The organism is Nesterenkonia sp. F, assembly GCF_000220985.1.
Taxonomy (GTDB): Bacteria; Actinomycetota; Actinomycetes; order Actinomycetales; family Micrococcaceae; genus Nesterenkonia.
Genome location: NZ_AFRW01000055.1, coordinates 1 through 17,279 on the forward strand (window position 1 = coordinate 1; position 17,279 = coordinate 17,279).

General features: G+C 71.9%; 15 protein-coding genes and 2 pseudogenes. 7 read left to right on the forward strand and 10 right to left on the reverse strand.

The window, feature by feature from the left end:
• From GU5_RS0104450 to GU5_RS0104465, 4 genes and pseudogenes are all read right to left on the reverse strand, one after another.
• Positions 1-466 (reverse strand): annotated as a pseudogene (locus GU5_RS0104450) (acetyl-CoA C-acyltransferase); the annotation flags it as partial.
• Complete coding sequence (locus tag GU5_RS14005) at positions 463-1,638, reverse strand: class I adenylate-forming enzyme family protein (RefSeq protein WP_010524378.1); 1,176 nt, start codon at positions 1,636-1,638, stop codon at positions 463-465. The gene GU5_RS14005 and the pseudogene GU5_RS0104450, both read right to left, overlap by 4 nt.
• Positions 1,635-2,282: a biotin transporter BioY gene (locus tag GU5_RS0104460; RefSeq protein WP_010524379.1), complete on the reverse strand. Its 648-nt coding sequence runs from the start codon at positions 2,280-2,282 to the stop codon at positions 1,635-1,637. The genes GU5_RS14005 and GU5_RS0104460 overlap by 4 nt, the downstream gene beginning before the upstream one ends.
• Before the next feature lie 153 nt (positions 2,283-2,435).
• Entirely contained in the window at positions 2,436-3,410 is a 975-nt protein-coding gene (locus tag GU5_RS0104465) for an MsnO8 family LLM class oxidoreductase (RefSeq protein ID WP_010524380.1), read from the reverse strand.
• A gap of 202 nt (positions 3,411-3,612) precedes the next feature.
• On the opposite strand from GU5_RS0104465, the gene GU5_RS0104475 reads away from it, so the two are divergent.
• A complete protein-coding gene (locus GU5_RS0104475; protein ID WP_139084313.1) occupies positions 3,613-3,933 on the forward strand; it encodes a hypothetical protein in 321 nt (106 codons plus the stop codon).
• 215 nt (positions 3,934-4,148) lie between these two features.
• On the opposite strand, the gene GU5_RS0104480 is transcribed toward GU5_RS0104475, so the two are convergent.
• The 5 genes from GU5_RS0104480 to purS form a co-directional block, all read right to left on the reverse strand.
• Positions 4,149-4,718, reverse strand: coding sequence for a hypothetical protein (locus GU5_RS0104480; RefSeq protein WP_139084314.1), 570 nt, complete (start codon positions 4,716-4,718; stop codon positions 4,149-4,151).
• Between the two features lie 348 nt (positions 4,719-5,066).
• Positions 5,067-5,279 carry a hypothetical protein gene (locus tag GU5_RS16980; protein WP_010524384.1) on the reverse strand — a complete coding sequence of 71 codons (213 nt, stop codon included), beginning with the start codon at positions 5,277-5,279 and terminating at the stop codon, positions 5,067-5,069.
• A gap of 683 nt (positions 5,280-5,962) precedes the next feature.
• A complete protein-coding gene (gene purL, locus GU5_RS14020) occupies positions 5,963-8,287 on the reverse strand; it encodes a phosphoribosylformylglycinamidine synthase subunit PurL (RefSeq protein WP_010524385.1) in 2,325 nt (774 codons plus the stop codon).
• The gene (purQ, locus tag GU5_RS0104490) at positions 8,284-9,096 is read right to left on the reverse strand and encodes a phosphoribosylformylglycinamidine synthase subunit PurQ (RefSeq protein WP_010524386.1); all 813 of its coding nucleotides are present in this window, start codon (positions 9,094-9,096) and stop codon (positions 8,284-8,286) included. The genes purL and purQ overlap by 4 nt, the downstream gene beginning before the upstream one ends.
• Before the next feature lie 2 nt (positions 9,097-9,098).
• A complete protein-coding gene (purS, locus tag GU5_RS0104495; protein WP_010524387.1) occupies positions 9,099-9,380 on the reverse strand; it encodes a phosphoribosylformylglycinamidine synthase subunit PurS in 282 nt (93 codons plus the stop codon).
• 325 nt (positions 9,381-9,705) lie between these two features.
• Between purS and GU5_RS17535 the strand changes: the two are divergent.
• From GU5_RS17535 to GU5_RS17545, 3 genes and pseudogenes are all read left to right on the forward strand, one after another.
• Positions 9,706-10,650: pseudogene (locus tag GU5_RS17535) on the forward strand (NAD(P)/FAD-dependent oxidoreductase); the annotation flags it as partial.
• Positions 10,651-10,819: 169 nt separating this feature from the next.
• Positions 10,820-10,933 carry a hypothetical protein gene (locus GU5_RS17540; protein ID WP_237704666.1) on the forward strand — a complete coding sequence of 38 codons (114 nt, stop codon included), beginning with the start codon at positions 10,820-10,822 and terminating at the stop codon, positions 10,931-10,933.
• A 12-nt stretch (positions 10,934-10,945) separates the two neighbouring features.
• The gene (locus GU5_RS17545; protein WP_237704665.1) at positions 10,946-12,226 is read left to right on the forward strand and encodes an aminomethyltransferase family protein; all 1,281 of its coding nucleotides are present in this window, start codon (positions 10,946-10,948) and stop codon (positions 12,224-12,226) included.
• Positions 12,227-12,251: 25 nt separating this feature from the next.
• On the opposite strand, the gene GU5_RS0104505 is transcribed toward GU5_RS17545, so the two are convergent.
• Positions 12,252-13,133: an IclR family transcriptional regulator gene (locus GU5_RS0104505; protein WP_010524388.1), complete on the reverse strand. Its 882-nt coding sequence runs from the start codon at positions 13,131-13,133 to the stop codon at positions 12,252-12,254.
• 134 nt (positions 13,134-13,267) lie between these two features.
• Here GU5_RS0104505 and GU5_RS0104510 point away from each other — a divergent pair, with 134 nt between their 5' ends.
• From GU5_RS0104510 to GU5_RS0104520, 3 genes are read left to right on the forward strand one after another with little or no spacing between them, the layout of a single operon-like run.
• Positions 13,268-14,545: a glycine cleavage T C-terminal barrel domain-containing protein gene (locus GU5_RS0104510; protein ID WP_010524389.1), complete on the forward strand. Its 1,278-nt coding sequence runs from the start codon at positions 13,268-13,270 to the stop codon at positions 14,543-14,545.
• 10 nt (positions 14,546-14,555) lie between these two features.
• Positions 14,556-15,482: a methylenetetrahydrofolate reductase gene (locus tag GU5_RS14030; RefSeq protein ID WP_010524390.1), complete on the forward strand. Its 927-nt coding sequence runs from the start codon at positions 14,556-14,558 to the stop codon at positions 15,480-15,482.
• Complete coding sequence (locus tag GU5_RS0104520) at positions 15,479-17,203, forward strand: formate--tetrahydrofolate ligase (RefSeq protein ID WP_010524391.1); 1,725 nt, start codon at positions 15,479-15,481, stop codon at positions 17,201-17,203. Before GU5_RS14030 ends, GU5_RS0104520 begins: the two co-directional genes overlap by 4 nt.
• The last annotated feature ends 76 nt before the right edge of the window (positions 17,204-17,279 follow it).

Here is a 17,279-nt window from a genome sequence, read left to right on the forward strand (position 1 = left end):
GGGCCGCCAGGTCGTCGGCCGCGGCGGTCATGTCCGGGTCGGGGAGTCCGGCGGCGGTGAAGGGCCGTTTGTGGACTCCTCCGCCGGCACGCATCTCCGCCGGCAGTTGGGAGACGCTCTCGGCACCGCCGACGGCGACGACGCCGCCGTCGTGCTCGACCGTCGCCGCGGCCTGCTGGAGTGCCACCAGGGCGGAGCCGCATTGAGCATCGACGGTCCAGCCCGGACAGCCGATGCCGAATCCCGCGGCCAGCGCCGCGCGCCGACCGATGTTGCCGCCGTCGCCGAGGCTGCTGCCCAGCACGACCTGGTCTGGCGGCGTCCCGGCCCGACGGGCGACGTCGGCCAGGGCGACGGCGGCCAGCTCATGGGCCGGCACCTCGGCCAGCGCTCGCCCGCGGGCGGTGATCGGCGTGCGGGCCGCGGCGACGATGACCGCGCCGGTCTCCTCTCCCGATCCGCTCATCGGATCCCGCCTCGCGCGGCGGCCGGATCCTCCTCGAGCCGCGGCAGGGCCAGCAGCTCCGCGGCGTCGATCCGGCGGACCTTCCCCGACCCGGTGCGCGGCAGCCGGGCGACGCGGTGCCAGCGACGTGGCCGCTGCGCCGGGGCCAGGCGCTCTCGTGCGGCGCGGCGCAGGACCGCGGTGCTCGGTCCGCCCGGAGCGACTTCGACGCCGGCCAGCACCAGCTGCCCGGCCCGCGGTCGGGGCGCGCCGACCACGAGGGCGGCCGAGACTCCGTCGAGGCGCTCCAGCTCGGCCTCGACGTCAGCCGGGGGCACTGTGGCGCCGGCAGTGAGGATCGCCTCGTCGGCCCGGCCGTGCAGGGTGAGCACGCCGTCGTCGTCGAGCGAGGCCCGGTCGCCGACCGTGAGCCAGTCGCCGTCGCGGCGCATCGGCCCGCCGCCCAGCGTGGTCAGCGCCGCCTGCGGAGTTCGGGCCCAGAGCTCGTGGTCCTGCAGGCGGACCTCGACACCGTCCATCGGTCGCAGCCCGTCGCCGTGGTCGAAGGCCACGAAGGACAGCTCGGCGGCGCCGGCATAGCCGACGACGCGCAGGCCGTGGGCCCGGGCACGGGCGGTGAGCTCCGGGGCCAGGGCCGCACCGCCGATCAGCGCCGAGCGGATGCTGCACCGCGCGCCGCCGTCGAGCAGCTCGACCAGATCCTGCAGCTGCCAGGGCGTGCCGTGCAGCAGCGTCGGCCCGTCGACGTCGGCCGCAGTCAGCCGGGCCGAGCGGGGGACGGTGAAGCCGGCGGTGCGGGCGGCGGCGTGCGCGACGCCGAAGAGCGTCATGGAGGACACCGGATGGACCGGCAGCAGGATCCGGTCGCCGGCCCGGACGTCGAGGGCGGCGTCGACGGCGTCGAAGGCGACCTCCCAGGACGCCGCGCTGCGCAGCACCACCCGCGGCCGGCCGCTGCTGCCGGAGGTGAAGGTCGCCCAGGCGGTCTCGGTCGGCAGCGTGCTCGCCTCCACGGCGGCCACGACCTGGGCCCAGTGCTCGTCGCTCCAGCGTTCGTCGCCGACCAGCGGAACCTCGCCGGCCGCACGGGCCTGAAGTGCGCGGAGCAGCACCTGCCGGTGGTCGGCGCCGCGCAGCGGGCGCAGCCGCGGTGCGACGCGGCCGGGGGTCATCGGCGGGCCTCCGGGCGGCGGAAGGCCGCCGGGTAAGCCCGGTGCAGGCCCATGGTGATCCCGGCGGCGAGGATCACCTTGATCAGGTCGCCGGGGAGGAAGGCCGCCGAGAGCAGCGCCGTCTCCCGCAGGCCCAGGCCGGTGACGGCCGACTGGACGGGGACGCCCAGGGCGTAGATGACGACGATGCCTCCCACGAAGGAGCCGATCAGCACCCGCGGCCAGGTCGGCCGGACCCGGCCGGTGCGGCGCGCGCCGGCGTGGACGATCCACCCGATCACCAGAACGCCCAGCACCCAGCCGAGGAGGTAGCCGGCGGGCGGTCCGGCGAAGGCGCCCAGGCCGCCGCGGCCGCCGGAGAGCAGCGGCAGTCCGGCGGCGACGAGCCCCTCGAGCAGCAGCACCGCCGCCGCCCCCTGCCGCGGCCCCAGCACGGCCCCGGCCAGCATGACGCCCAGGGTCTGGGCGGTGATCGGCACCGGGATGCCCGGGACCGGCACGGCCCCGGGGACGCCGAGGGCCGCGATGACGGCGGCGAAGACGGCCACCCGGGCCAGCGCCCGGGCGGCGTGAACGTCGGCGGGGCGGCGGGACGCGGGCGACGGCGCCGGCGGCGCGGCCGACGGGGCGAGGGGTTCGGTCATGGATCCTCCTGGAGGCGCAGCAGCTTTTGAACGGTGTTCAAAACCGTACCGTCTGCGGAGGAGCCCGAGTCGGACAATGACGTCGCGTCGTCGGTCGCCGCGACCGTCTCGGTCAGCGGCTCGTCGGCCCCGTGCTGCGGTGTGTCGGCGTCGTCAGCCGGTGATCAGCGAGGCCAGCGCCTCGTCGGAGGCGGCCAGCTGCTCCCGGTCGTGGATGCTGGTCCAGGCCATGACCTCCTCCGCGCCGGAGGCCTCCAGCAGGTCCGTCAGCTGCTCGCCGACCTCGGCGGCGGTGCCGACCACCGCGGCGTCGCGGTGCCGGCGGATCGCCTCGTCGACGGCGTCGGAGACCCCGGCGCTCAGCTGCTCCTCCACCGTCTCCAGCGGCTCGAGCGGGCGGAACTCGCCGACCTCGCGGGTGCGGGCCAGCGCCCAGGCCTCCGGCAGCAGCAGGCGCCGGGCCTGCGCGGTGGAGTCGGCGACGGCGACGTCGAGGCTGAGGATCAGCCGCGGCTGTGGCTCGGCCGACGTCGGGCGGAAGCCGCGACGGTAGGCCTCCAGGCGGTCTGGACGCCGCAGCAGTCCGCCGCCGACGACGGCCGGCAGCCCGAGCTCGGCGGCGACGGCGAGCCCGTCGCCCATGGCCAGCTGGAAGAGCGGCGGCGGCTCGGCGACCTGCGGGCGGGCGGTGATCGTCGCGTCGTCGTGCAGATGGTCGATCAGCTCGCGGACCAGGGCCGGGTACTCGCCGTCGTCGAGCCGGGAGCGGCCCAGCGCCCGGCGCACGCCGGCGGTGTAGCCCAGCGAGGCGCCCAGGCCCAGGTCCAGGCGCCCGGGGTGCAGGGCCTCGAGGAGGCGGGCCTGCTCGGCGACGATCAGCGGCCGGTGGTTCGGCAGCATCACTCCGCCGGTGCCCAGTCGGATCCGCTCGGTGCGGGCACCGAGGGCGGCCAGCAGCATCAGCGGGGAGCCGCCGGCCACCCCAGGGACTCCGTGGTGCTCGGCGACCCAGAAGCGTTGGAAGCCCAGCGCCTCGGCCCGCCGCGCGCGGTCGATGAGTCCGGTCAGCGCGGCGGCGTCGGGCTCTCCGGCCCTCGTGCGGGCGCGGTCCAGCAGCGAGATCCTCATCGCAGGCCAGTCTTCCACGGTCTGCTGTGTTTGCGGGCGGCCCGAGGGCTCTACGAGGCCGAGGCGATCGACGCGCAACGGGCGTGGGCCGGACTGTCGGAGGTGGAGTTCGCCACGATGAAATGGGGCGACTGGTGGAGCACGCGCCGGCTCCATGAGCATCTCGACTATCGCACTGCTGCCGAAGCTGAGGCCGAGTACTATGACCACCACAGGCGAGAGACTGCTCTCGTGGGCGTCTGAGGGAACGAAACCCAGGACGGTTCAGTACAAGGGCGATGACCATGGCGATGCGACCCGGATGTGGAACCTGGCTCCACTGATCCCCGAGGTGGAAAGGTTCACGCGTGTCTACCGCGGCCGCGGAGAGCTCGTCGACCACCTGATGGTCGGCCACGCACTCACCAAGGCGGTCGAGTCAGTCACCATCGGCGGAGCTGACCTCAGCTCGGCCACCGACTCTCCCGGCGGGCGGGACGACGCCGAGGCCTCAGATCACCGCCCCGTCGTCGCGACCTTCTAGCGGGGATAGGCTCCACTATATGTGTTCGCCTGTCGTTCAATCGTCAAAGTCCTCCAACGCTCCCACGTCGACGGCGATTGACCCGCCGGCAGGACATGCCGAGCCTGAGGTCTTTGTAGTCGTTGACACTCGCGTTGCACAGGAGCACAACGAGACCTCGTTGACGCCGGTCGGCTAGGAAGAGTCTGGTCGTTCAGCTCGATCAGAGCGCCAGTTCAACTCCACGTCGCCTGAGTAGTGTACTCCCTCACTTGCGCATTGACCGCTGTTCGTATCCAAGCCACAGCCACGGCAACGTTCGTCAAGCCAACTAGCGTGCCGACGATATTGATCGGCGTTGGATTCAGCGCCCCTGCACCCGCTGAAACAAGCGATCCGATCCCACCGAGGATCGCGAAGATCAAGCCGACAGTACGAGCCCAGTTCCTCCGCTTCACCAGCCCGAAGTAAACCAGCAGATAGATCCCGCTGCCCGCGATCAGGCCGATTCCGACACCGAAGAGAGCGCCGTCGACGGCACCATCCGCCGTCGCCTGGATCTGCTGCTCGCTCATACCCATGAGCGCGTATTGCTGAACCAGCTGCTCATGCATGCTCCCGGAAAGTGCTGGGATAGCAGTTAGTGACAAGCTCAGGGCGTAGAGCGCGAAACTAATCCATGTTAGGACCTTCAAGCGGGAGTACTTTGGAGGCTCTTCGATGGATGTTTCGACGCTCGAAGGATCGTAGGCAGCAGTTCCGAATCGCGTGCCCGTCTGCGAAAACTCCTTGAATGAACGAGTCATATATCCTCCTCACGAGTTAGCGGTGGAGGCTACGTACTGCGGCAACGATTCCGTTCCGTGAAAATCAGAACACTCGCAACGGATAATGGTGCACGACCAGCGTGGAGGGCCCTCTTCTCATGGCGGGGCACGAAACGTCAGACACGGTGTCGTCCTGGCCACGGCAGGTGCGGTTGCTAGATTCTCCAGGAATGGCTACGAGGGGGCGTTCACCGCCACCAGTGTGAAGAACGCCGAGGCCGTTCCACGCAACGGACAGCACTCAGCGACAGATTTCACTGCTCGGGGCATCCACATGCACCCAGGTGCTGAGGGCCAGGGCCGGCGGTCCTGGCCCTCAGCACTTGATCATCGAAGATCAGAGGACTGACTGCCGTGGACTCGCTTCTGGTTGGCCAGCACGCCGGCAGCACACATATTGATGAATGCCAGAACGATCAAGAAGAAGAAGAGCGGGTTGCTCTCCTCCCCCAGAATCAGGCGGAGGCCAATTGCGAAGACAGTAGTTGCGACCGCCGTCAATGCGACGAATCCAGCCGTGTTACGTTTCAGAATGTCCACGTGGCCCTCCTAGTCAAAGCAGAAGAGGGCGGCGCCAGTACCTCCGCCCCCAAGCGCCCCGGCCGCCGCCGCACCGCCGATGGCCCATCCAGCCGGTCCTGTGGCCAGGGCCAGAGCCGAAGCAGCGGCAGCTCCCGCGCCGACACCGGCCACCCCTCCAGTCAGGGTACCGCCGCCGGCTCCGAGTGCACACTGGGCGCCGCTTGCCACGATCAAACCGTCGCTGACCGAGCCGACGACGTCGCTGGTCGGCGAAGCGAAGCTGATGGGCTTGTTGCTCGTCAGCTGGCTCGATGTAGCAGTGGCCCCGGCAGGCTGTGCCACTCCCAAGCTCAATCCGGCAGCGACAACGAGAGCGCCCAAACCGCTTCCGAGTCGGTGCTTTAGGGACATTATGGTCTCCTTGGCGTTTGGTTCCATCCGTCCTGCAACGCGGAAGAGTGTCACCCCTCAACTCCACGAGCAACATTAGTATAGCCGTGGAGGGTCAGTGTTATACAACTATTAAGCACTGTTCCTGCTGCCACCTCGCCGGGCCGACCCGCTGATGTCCGGCACCGGTTATCCGGGGGCGCCCTCGACCTGCACGGACGACGAGGGGCGGCCCCCGCCGAACCATTCGGCGGGACCGCCCCTCGTCGCCTCGGAGGCGGGCTCGAGACGAGCCGGCGCAGCCTGCGGTCTCAGCCCTCGACGTGCGCCGGGATCACTGCGGACCAGATCTCGCGGAGCTCGTCGAGCCCCAGGATGAAGGAGCCGCCCTCGAAGTCCCCGGCGACCTCGAGCTCGCCGGATTCGGCGTCGACGACGCCCAGCCGCATTGCCGGCAGCCCGCGGGCGGTGATCATGTCCTTGAACCGGACCTCCTCGCTGCGCGGCAGCGCGACCAGCGCCCGGCCGGCCGACTCGCTGAACAGCGCGGTGGCCGGGTCGAGGCCGTCGCGCTCGCAGAGCGCGTCCAGGTTCACCCGCGAGCCGACGCCGAAGCGCAGGCTCATCTCCACCAGCGCGGCGGCCAGTCCGCCCTCGGAGAGGTCGTGGGCGGCGTCGACCATCCCGTCGCGGGAGGCGTTGATCAGCACCGCGCCCAGCGTCTTCTCACGCTGCAGGTCCACCTGCGGCGGACGGCCGCCGAGGTGGCCGTGCAGTCGGGCGTACTCCGAGCCGTCCAGCTCCGCGGCGGTCTCGCCGAGCAGGTAGATCGCCTGCCCGTCGGCCCAGCGTTCGAAGCCCGACGGCGTGCGCCGGCCGACGTCGTCGAAGGCGCCCAGCACGCCGACCACCGGGGTCGGGTGGATGGCGTTGCCGCCGGTCTGGTTGTACAGCGAGACGTTGCCGCCGGTGACCGGGATGCCCAGGTCGCGGCAGCCGTCGGCCAGGCCGCGGACCGCCTCGGCGAACTGCCACATGATCGGCGGGTCCTCCGGCGAGCCGAAGTTCAGGCAGTCCGAGACCGCCTTCGGGATCGCCCCGGAGGTGGCCACGTTGCGGTAGGCCTGGGCCAGCGCCAGCTGCGCGCCGGTGTACGGGTCCAGGTAGGCGTGCCGCGGCGTGGAGTCCACCGACAGGCCGACGCCGAGGCCGGTGGTCTCGTCGATGCGGATCACGCCCGCGTCGTCGGGCTGCGACAGCGCGGTGTTGCCGCCGACGAAGCGGTCGTACTGATCGGTGATCCAGGACGGGTCGGCCAGGTTCGGGCTGGTCACCAGCTCGGCGACGGCGGTGCCCAGCTCCGCGGCCGTCCGCGGCAGGTCCTTCCCGGCCTCGGTGGCGGCGAAGGAGTCGGCCTGCACCGCGTCCAGCCAGGCGGGACGCTCGTAGGGGCGCTCGTAGACCGGGCCGTCGTGGGCGACGGTGCGCGGGTCGACGTCGACGATGGTCTCGCCGTTCCAGTCGATCACCAGCCGGCCGGTGTCGGTGACCTCGCCGAGCCAGGAGTACTCCACGCCCCACTTCGCCAGGGTGCGCTCGAAGGCCTCGGCGTTCTCCGGGGTCACCACGGCCATCATCCGCTCCTGCGACTCCGACATCAGGATCTCGCCGGGGGTCAGTGTGGGGTCGCGCAGCAGCACGTCGGTCAGCTCGACGTGCATGCCGCCCTCGCCGTTGGAGGCCAGTTCGCTGGTCGCGCAGGAGATCCCGGCCGCGCCGAGGTCCTGGATGCCCTCGACGAGCTCGCCGCCGAAGAGCTCCAGGCAGCACTCGATGAGCACCTTCTCGCTGAACGGGTCGCCGACCTGCACCGAGGGGCGCTTCGAGGGCTTGGAGTCGTCGAAGGACTCGCTGGCCAGCACCGAGGCGCCGCCGATGCCGTCGCCGCCGGTGCGCGCACCGAAGAGCACCACCTTGTTGCCCACGCCGGAGGCGTTGGCCAGGCGCAGGTCCTCATGGCGCATCACGCCGACCGCCAGCGCGTTGACCAGCGGGTTGTCCTGGTAGCAGGCGTCGAACTCGACCTCGCCGCCGATGTTCGGCAGGCCCAGCGAGTTGCCGTAGCCGCCGACGCCGGCGACGACGCCGGGCAGCACGCGCCGGGTGTCGGGGTGGTCGATCTCCCCGAAGCGCAGTGCGTCCATCACCGCCACCGGCCTCGCGCCCATGGAGATGATGTCGCGGACGATGCCGCCGACGCCGGTGGCCGCGCCCTGGTAGGGCTCCACATAGCTGGGGTGGTTGTGCGACTCGATCTTGAAGGTCACCGCCCAGCCGTCGCCGAGGTCGGTGACTCCGGCGTTCTCGCCGATGCCGACCATCAGGTCCCGGCGCATCTCCTCGGTGACCTTCTCGCCGAACTGGCGCAGGTGGACCTTGGAGGACTTGTAGGAGCAGTGCTCGGACCACATCACCGAGTACATCGCCAGCTCGGCGGCGGTGGGGCGGCGGCCGAGGATCGCGACGATCCGCTCGTACTCCTCGGCCTTCAGCCCCAGCTCGTCCCAGGGCAGCTCGGTGTCCGGAGTGGAGGAGGCGTGCTCGACGGTGTCGATGGAGAAGTCCTGGTCGCTCATGCGGCGCCTCCTGCAGGGTCAGGTCCGGCGGTCGAGCCGGCGAGGGAAGAGATCACGGAGGTGAAGACGGTCAGCCCGTCGGTGCCGGAGCGCATGCCGGTCGCGTCGTCGGGGCCGAAGCCGGCCTCCACGGCGTGCTCGGGATGCGGCATCAGGCCCACGACGTTGCCGGCGGCGTTGGACACCCCGGCGATGTCGTGCCGCGAGCCGTTGGGGTTGGTCCCCACGTAGCGGAAGGTCACCCGGCCCTCGGCCTCGAGCTGCTCGAGGGTGGCCGCGTCGGCGACGTACTGGCCGTCCTGGTTCTTCAGCGGCACGGTGATCGGCTCGTCGTCGGTGAACTGCGCGGTCCAGGCGGTGGAGGTGTTCTCCACGCGCAGCACCTGGTCGGCGCAGCGGAACCGCAGGTGGTCGTTCTTGATCATCGAGCCGGGCAGCAGATGCGCCTCGGTGAGGATCTGGAAGCCGTTGCAGATGCCCAGCACCGGCAGTCCGGCCCCGGCGGACGGGTCAGCGGACTCGGCGATGCGACGCATCAGCGGGGCGAAGCGCGAGATCGCTCCGGCGCGCAGGTAGTCGCCGTAGGAGAAGCCGCCGGGCACGATGACGGCGTCGACGTCGCCCAGGGCGTCGTCGGCGTGCCAGAGCGGCACCGCGGTGCCGCCGGCGATCCGCACGGCACGGGCGGCGTCGCGGTCGTCCAGGGTGCCGGGGAAGGTGACGACGCCGATGCGTGCGCCGTCGAGGGCCGACTCGCCGGAGGCGGAGCCCGTCTCGCCGATCAGGGGAGTCTCGGATGCCTGCGCCATGGTCAGCCCTCGTCCCCGGCGCCGGCCTCGGCCGGGTCGTCCTCCACCCGGACGTCGACGACGTCCTCGATGACCGGGTTGGACAGCATCTCGGCGGCGGCCTTGCGGGTCTGGGCCAGGACGGCGTCGGTGATCTCGCCGTCGACGCTCAGCTCGAAACGCTTGCCCTGCCGGACCGCGGAGAACCCGCGGAAGCCGAGGTGGGGCAGTGCTGAGGCGATGGCTTTGCCCTGCGGGTCGAGGATCTCAGGCTTGGGCATGACCTCGACGACGATGCGCGGCATACAGTCTCCTGTGCTCGTGTGCGGGTGACGCCCGCGGACAGGACTGCCGGCCGCCGGACCGGGGCGGACCGCCGGGGGAGGTGCCGTCTCACGCGCCGGAGGAGCGCGCTCCGCGAGCTTGCCCGACGAGTCTACCGGCTGTGGGAGCGGCGCGCGGAGCCGGCGGAGGGCGGTCTCGACGCGGCACTCCGACGGGGAGCGTCGCCGGAACGAGCCGCCCGGAGCCTCTGGTGATCGAGGTCACCTGCGGGCTACTCTGGGAGGGTCATCGTCGCCGTCTGCGACGGCGACCGCCGCGAGGAGAGCTGGCAGCGGGGTGAGTGCGATGGAGACCGTCCCGGAGCGCGCCGAGATCGTGGTGATCGGCGCCGGCATCGTGGGCAGCAGCCTGGTGCGGCATCTGGCCGAGCTGGGCCGACGAGACATCCTGCTGGTGGACAAGGGGCCGCTGCCCGATCCCGGAGGCTCCACCGGCCACGCGTCGAACTTCGTCTTCCCGGTGGACCACTCCAGGGAGATCACCGAGCTGACGCTGGACTCGATGCGCCAGTACGCCGAACTCGACGTGCTGATCCGCTGCGGGGGCATCGAAGTCGCCCGCACGCCCGAACGCCTGCAGGAGCTGCGCCGCCGGCTCACCTCGGCCCACGCCTGGGGCGTCGACGCCGAGCTGATCTCGCCGGAGCGCATCCGCGAGCTGGTGCCCTGGATCCGCGAGGACCTGCTGATCGGCGGCTTCCACACGCCCACCGGGGCCGTGGTCGACCCGATCCGCGCCGGCGAGCTGATGCGGGCCCGCGCCGAGGAGCTCGGCGCGCTGCACACCGTCGGCGAGACCGAGATCACCGGCTTCGACGTCGACGGCAGTCGGGTGCGCGCGGTGCACACCTCGCGGGGCCGGGTCGAGGCCGAGCAGGTCGTCGTCGCCTGCGGCGTGTGGAGTCCGCAGGTCGCCGGGCTGGCCGGCGCCTCGGTGCCGCTGACCCCGGCGGTGCACCAGATGATGGACGTCGGCCCGATCCCGGAGCTCGCCGAGACGGGGGAGGACATCTCCCGGCCGTTGGTCCGCGACATGGACGCGCGGATGTACGAGCGCCAGCGCGGCGCCGATCTGGAGATCGGCTCCTACGCCCACCGGCCGATCCTCCACGACCCCTCAGACATCCCGCCGCTGGGCACCTCCGGGCAGCGCTCGCCGACGGAGATGCCCTTCAGCGAGGCCGACTTCGCCCCGCAGCTGGCGCATGCGAAGCAGCTGTTCCCCTCGCTGGTCGACCGCGAGGACGTCGGCGTGGTCGACGCCGTCGACGGTCTGCTGTCGATCACCCCCGGACGGGGCCCCGGTGCTCGGCGAGACCGCCGAGGTCGACGGGCTGTGGGCGGCCGCGGCGGTCTGGATCAAGGAGGCTCCCGGCGTCGGGCGGGCCGTGGCCGAATGGATGACCGCCGGCGCCAGCGAGATCGACGTCCACGGAGCCGATGTCACGCGCTTCGCTCCGCATGCCCGGACCCGGCACCATGCCCGGGCGCGGGCGGCCGAGGGCTTCCCCTAGGTCTACGGGATCGTGCATCCGCGCGAGCAGTGGGCCAGTCATCGGCCGGCCCGGACCAGTCCGCTGCAGCTGCGCACGGAGGCTCTGGGCGCGGAGTTCTTCGAGGCCGCCGGCTGGGAGCGCCCGCAGTGGTACCGCAGCAACGAGCGGCTGCTCGCCGACTACGGCGACCGGGTCGAGCGGCGGCTGCACGAATGGGACGCCCGCTGGTGGTCGCCGATCATCGAGGCCGAGCATCTGGCGATGCGCGAGCGGGCGGCGATGATCGACCTGAGCTTCTTCGCGATCTTCGACGTCACCGGTGATGCCGCTCTGGAGGCGGTCCAGCATCTGGCGGTGGCCAATGTGGACAAGGAGCCCGGACGGGTCATCTACACACCGCTTCTCGACGCCCGCGGCGGCTTCCGCGCAGACCTGACCATCCTGCGGCTGGACGAGCAGCACTTCCGCATCATCACCGGAGCCGCCGACGGCGCCCGCGACCTGGCCTGGATCCGCCGGCATCTGCCGGAGTCGGCCCGCGGACGGGTGACCGTGACCGACCTGAGCTCGGCCACTTCGGCCATCGGGCTCTGGGGGTCTCGGGCCCGCGACGTCATCGCCGTGCTCACCGACGAGGACGTCTCTGCCGGCGGCTTCGGGTTCGGCACCGCGCGGGCGGTCACGCTGGCCGGGATCCCGGCGCTGATGGTGCGGATCTCCTATGTCGGCGACCTCGGCTGGGAGATCCATGTCGCCGCCGAGCACGCCGTCGCCCTGTGGGACGCGCTGGCCGAGGCCGGTCGGGCGCACGGTGTGGTGCCCGCCGGTGCGGGGGTCTACGGCACCACCGGCCGGCTGGAGAAGGCCCATCGGCTGATGGGTGCGGAGCTGGCCCCGGATCGCGATCCGGTGGAGGCCGGGCTGGCGCTGCCGCGGGTGAAGAGCGCCGATTTCCTCGGCAGGGAGGCCTATCTGGCCGTGCGCGAGCGGGAGCCGGCCGCGGTGCTCTGCGCGCTGGTCATGGACGGTCCCGGGGCGGCCGAGCCGCGGTTCCCCGCCGGCGGCGAGCCGATCCTCGCGCCGGACGGCTCGCCGCTGCGCGACGCCCGCGGCCGGCGCAGCTACGTCACCAGCGCCGGGCCGGCGCCGTCGCTGGGAGAGCATCTGCTGCTCGCCTACCTGCCGCCCGAGGTCGCGGTCGAGGGCACGCAGCTGGCCGTGGAGATCCTGGCGGTCCGCCAGCCGGTGCGGGTGCTGACCGTCGGGCGGACGGCGCCCTTCGACCCGGAGCATGCACGGATGAAGGGCTGAGCGCGCCCGGGGGCAGGCTCCGGGCTCAGGTCGTGCCGCCCGGATGCCCCATGCGCCGGGAGAGCTCGGCGGCGGCGTGGAGCACCGCCTCGCGGATGGCCGGCAGCCGATCGGACGGCAGGCGGTAGGCCGGACCGGCGGCGCTGATCGCGGCGACCACCCTGCCGCTGTGGTCGAGCACCGGCGCGCCGACGGCGTTGAGCCCCTCCTCGTACTCTTCCACGGCCTCGGCGAAGCCCTGGTCGCGGATGGCGCCGAGCTCGGCGTCGAGGTGCGCGGCGTCGAGGGTGTGTGCGGTGAACGCGTCGAGCCCCGCCACGACGACATCCTGCCGCTCGTCGGCGGGCAGATGGGCGAGCAGCACTTTGCCCGAGGACGTCGCATGCAGCGCGGTGCGCTGACCGATCCAGTTGCGCATCGCCACGGCGGAGTCGCCCTGGGACTGGCAGACGTTGATCGCCACGCCGTCGCGGGTGATCGCGACATTGGTGGTCTCGCCGACTTCGGCGGAGAGCCGGTCGCAGATCGGCTGGGCCTCCACGCTGATGTCGAGTCGGGCCGCGGTCGCGCCGGCCAGGCGCAGGCAGCCCACGCCCAGATGGAAGCCGTCGGCGCGGGTCGGCGGCTCGATCATGTCGTGGCCGACCAGCGTCTCGACCAGCCGGCCGACGGTGGACTTGTGCACGCCCAGCTCGCGGGCCATCGCGCTGAGCGTGGCCTCGCCGTCGCGGGCCAGGATGTGCAGGATCTGCAGCGCGCGGTCCACCGAGCGCACCGTCGTCGAGGACTCGGCGGTCGTCGGCGCGGCCGCGGCCAGGCCTCCGGTGGAGGCCGACGGCGCAGCCCGGCGGGCGTCGTCCTCCCGGCCGTCGTCGGGGTCCTCGGCGGGGGCGGATACAGGGTTCATGGGCTTCGAGAGTAGTCCGCGGCGCGGGGGTGCGAGCAACAGATGGCGTCTCGCATGACGCAACCTATTGTGTGATACGCGACACAGTGCCACGCTGGAGGTGTCCCGATGATGTGACACCAGCGGAGGTTCCCATGACGGTCAGCGAGGGTACCGCCACCACCACCGACAGCGTCGGTCCAGTCGTCCCGGACCCCCGGATCCTGCTCTACCCGCGGATCCGGAAGTCCCCCTTCTTCTGGGCCTCCCGTCGGCACGGCGTGGCGATGTACAGCGTCTACAACCACACGTACCACCCGCGGCACTACGGCGATCCGGTCGCCGAGTACTGGGCGCTGCTCGAGGGTGTGACGCTGTGGGACACCGGCGTCGAGCGGCAGATCGAGATCACCGGCCCCGACGCCTTCGAATTCACCAACATGCTCATCCCGCGCGACCTGTCCAAGTGCGCGGTGGGGCAGTGCAAGTACGTCTTCATCACCGGCGAGGACGGCGGCATCCTCAACGACCCCGTCCTGCTGCGGCTCGGGGAGAACCACTTCTGGCTCTCGCTGGCCGACAGCGACATCCTGCTCTGGGCCCGCGGCGTGGCGCTGCACTCCGGGATGGACGTGACCATCCGGGAGGCCGACGTCGGCCCGGTCCAGGTGCAGGGTCCGCTCTCGGCTGAGGTGATGGCCGCGATCTTCGGGCCCGAGGTGCTCGACATCGGCTACTACCGACTGGCCGAGTACACCCTGGACGGCATGGAGGTCGTCGTCTCCCGCACCGGCTACAGCGCCGAGGTGGGCTTCGAGATCTACGTCAAGAACGCCTCCCGCGACGGCGTGCGGCTCTGGGAGACGATCTGGGCCGCCGGCGAGCCCTACGGGATGCGGGTCATCGGGCCCTGCCACATGCGCCGCATCGAGGCCGGCATCCTCTCCCACGGCTGCGACATCACCGTCGACACCAACCCCTTCGAGGTGGGGATGGGCTACGACTGGATGGTCAACCTGGATCAGGAGGCCGACTTCATCGGCAAGGAGGCGCTCATCCGGATCAAGGCCGAGGGGGTGAGCCGGCGGCTGGCCGGCATCACCATCGGCGGTCCGCCGCTGGGCACCTTCAACGACGGCTCGATGATCGAGTCCTTCCCGGTCTGGCGCGGCGCGGAGCGCGTCGGCCACGTCACCTCGGCCTGCCACTCGCCGCGGCTGGAGCAGAACATAGGCTACGCGATGGTCCCGATGGAGCTCAGCGAGACCGGCACCGAGCTGGAGGTCGAGACCCCGGCCGGGGTGGTCCAGGCGGTCGTGGTGCCGAAGCCCTTCGTCGACCCGACCAAGGACACGCCCAAGCAGGATCTCAGCGAAGGCGCGACCTCCGACGGCGCGGGCGCCGGCGGGTCCGCATCGCCGATCTCGGGATGAGGTGATCAGGATGCGGCGCACCACGGCCCCTGAGTCGGGACTCGACCGCGAGACGCGTCGCCGGCTCGGCGCGATGCTGGCCGAGGCGCGCTTCGAGGTGCTGCCGCTGGACGGCGTCGTCGAGGAGGTGACTGATCGGCTGCCCGCCGAGGTCACGGTGACGGTCACCTCCTCGCCGGCGAAGGGGCCTGAGGCCACCGTCGAGGTGGCCGCGGAGCTGTCCCGGCGCGGCCACCGCGTCGTGCCGCATCTGGCCGCCGCGCACCTCGCCGGCGAGGACCAGCTGGCCGCGGTGCTGGAACGTCTCGCCGCGGCCGGGATCGAGGAGGTCTTCGTCGTCGGCGGAGACTCCGACGCCGACGGCGCGACGGCGGGCTTCCGCGACGGCGAGCAGCTGCTCGAGGCCGTCGCCCGGCTGGCCCCGCAGCTGCGGCTCGGCGTCGGCGGCTATCCGGAGGGCCACCCGGTGATCCCGGACGAAGCGCTGCGCGACGCGCTGCGCAGGAAGAGCCGGCGCGCCGAGGTCGTCGTCTCGCAGATGTGCCTGGACGCCGAGACCGTCCGCGGCTGGGCGGCGACGATGCGTGAGGACGGCATCAGCGCCCGACTGGTCGCCGGACTGCCCGGCGTGGTGGGCACCTCGCGGCTGCTGCGGGTGGGGCGACGCATCGGCGTCGGCGACTCGCTGCGCTTCCTCACGTCGCGGCTGCGCGGCGGACAGGGCGGCGGGCTGGCCCGGCTGGTCGCCCCGGGCCGCTGGGACCCCGCCCCCACGGCGACGGCGCTGGCCGCCCCGCCGATCGACTCGGAGGTTCCGCTGGACGGGCTGCACTTCTACACGTTCAACGCCGTCGCCGAGACCGAGCACCGGCGCCGCGACCTGCTGGCGCAGCTCGAGGAGCTCGAACGCCTCGACGACGAAGGAGGAGCGGCATGACCACGACATCGCACGAGGGGCGCACCACCGCCGCCGACAGCCTGGCCATCTCCTCCGGGGCCGATCTGGCCCGGCTCGAGGAGCTCACGGCGAGCATGGGACTCGACGACGACCTCGTCGAGCCCTACGGCCGCGGGGTGGGCACGATCGACCTCGCGGCGATCGAGCGGCTCGCCGACCGGCCGCGGGCGAAATACGTGCTGGTCACAGCCATCACGCCCACCCCGCTGGGTGAGGGCAAGACCACCACGGTGGTGGGGCTTGGCCAGGGGATGCGGCACACCGGCCGGCGCGGCGTCGTCGCCGTCCGCCAGCCCTCGCTGGGACCGAGCCTGGGCATCAAGGGCGGCGGCGCCGGCGGCGGCTACAGCCAGGTCGTGCCGATGGACCGGCTGAACCTGCACCTGACCGGGGACCTGCACGCCGTCGCCGCCGCGCACAACCAGCTGGCGGCGATGATCGACAACCATCTGCACCGCGGCAGCCCCTCGGGCCTGGACCCCGAGCAGGTGACCTGGCGTCGGACGATGGACGTCAACGACCGTTCGCTGCGGCAGATCGTCACCGGGCTGGGCCCGACGGTCAACGGGCCGGTGCGGCAGAGCGGCTTCGAGATCACCGCGGCCTCGGAGATCATGGCCGCACTGTCGCTGTCGACCTCGCTGCGCGACCTGCGGAAGCGGATGGGACGCATCGTGGTCGGCCGCACCCGCGACGGCGAGCCGGTCACCGCCGAGGACATCAAGGCCGCCGGGGCGATGACCGTGCTGCTGCGCGAGGCGATCCGGCCGAATCTGATGCAGACGCTGGAGCGGACGCCGGCGCTGGTGCACTGCGGCCCCTTCGGCAACATCGCCACCGGCAACTCCTCGATCGTCGCCGACCTGATCGGCAGCCGCTGCGGGGACTACCTGATCACCGAGGCCGGCTTCTCCGCGGATATGGGCGCCGAGCGCTTCTTCAACATCAAGTGCCGGATCTCCGGGCTGACCCCCGACGTCGCCGTCGTGGTGGCCACGGTCCGGGCGCTGAAGGTCCACTCCGGCCGGCACCGGGTGGTCGCCGGCAAGCCGCTGCCCGAGGAGATGACCGCCGAACGGCCGGAGGAGGTCCGGCTCGGCGCGGAGAACCTGCGCGCCCAGCTGCGCATCATCCGCCGCCACGGCGTCACCCCGGTGGTGGCGGTCAACGCCTTCCCGACCGACTACGACTCCGAACATCGGGCGATCGCCGAGGTCGCCGCCGAGGAGGGCGCTCGCTGCGCGCTCTCGACCCACTTCTCCGACGGAGGCGCCGGGGCGGCCGAGCTGGCCGACGCCGTCGCCGAGGCCGCCGAGGAGGACAGCGAGTTCCAGTTCCTCTACCGCGACGAGACCCCGCTGCGCGAGAAGATCGAGACGATCGCCACCGAGGTCTACGGCGCCGACGGCGTGGACTTCTCCGCGGCGGCCGAGCGGGAGCTGGAGCGGTTCATCGCCGAGGGTCACGGCCGGCTGCCGGTCTGCGTGGCCAAGACGCATCTCTCGCTCTCGGCCGATCCGACGCTCCCCGGCGCCCCGACCGGCTGGCGCCTGCCGGTCCGCGAGGTGCGGCTCTCCGCCGGTGCCGGGTTCATCTACCTGATCTGCGGGACCATGCAGACCATGCCTGGGCTGGGCTCGGCCCCGGCGGCCGAGAGCATCGACATCGACGACGACGGGAACATCGTCGGACTGTTCTGAGCCGCCGGGCTTACGGGGATGCGCGGGGAAGTGATGCTCGGCGCGCTGGGGCGTCGCGGCATCGGGCGGCATACTG

Bases quoted from the DNA above. Each gene is read 5' to 3' on its own strand.
- GU5_RS0104465 (WP_010524380.1), bottom strand. From the start codon at position 3,410: ATGAGGATCTCGCTGCTGGACCGCGCCCGCACGAGGGCCGGAGAGCCC.
- GU5_RS17540 (WP_237704666.1), top strand. From the start codon at position 10,820: ATGACCGCCGGCGCCAGCGAGATCGACGTCCACGGAGCCGATGTCACG.
- purQ (WP_010524386.1), bottom strand. From the start codon at position 9,096: ATGGCGCAGGCATCCGAGACTCCCCTGATCGGCGAGACGGGCTCCGCC.
- GU5_RS0104510 (WP_010524389.1), top strand. From the start codon at position 13,268: ATGACGGTCAGCGAGGGTACCGCCACCACCACCGACAGCGTCGGTCCA.
- purL (WP_010524385.1), bottom strand. From the start codon at position 8,287: ATGAGCGACCAGGACTTCTCCATCGACACCGTCGAGCACGCCTCCTCC.
- GU5_RS14005 (WP_010524378.1), bottom strand. From the start codon at position 1,638: ATGACCCCCGGCCGCGTCGCACCGCGGCTGCGCCCGCTGCGCGGCGCC.
- GU5_RS0104520 (WP_010524391.1), top strand. From the start codon at position 15,479: ATGACCACGACATCGCACGAGGGGCGCACCACCGCCGCCGACAGCCTG.
- GU5_RS0104475 (WP_139084313.1), top strand. From the start codon at position 3,613: ATGACCACCACAGGCGAGAGACTGCTCTCGTGGGCGTCTGAGGGAACG.
- GU5_RS0104505 (WP_010524388.1), bottom strand. From the start codon at position 13,133: ATGAACCCTGTATCCGCCCCCGCCGAGGACCCCGACGACGGCCGGGAG.
- purS (WP_010524387.1), bottom strand. From the start codon at position 9,380: ATGCCGCGCATCGTCGTCGAGGTCATGCCCAAGCCTGAGATCCTCGAC.
- GU5_RS0104460 (WP_010524379.1), bottom strand. From the start codon at position 2,282: ATGACCGAACCCCTCGCCCCGTCGGCCGCGCCGCCGGCGCCGTCGCCC.
- GU5_RS14030 (WP_010524390.1), top strand. From the start codon at position 14,556: ATGCGGCGCACCACGGCCCCTGAGTCGGGACTCGACCGCGAGACGCGT.
- GU5_RS0104480 (WP_139084314.1), bottom strand. From the start codon at position 4,718: ATGACTCGTTCATTCAAGGAGTTTTCGCAGACGGGCACGCGATTCGGA.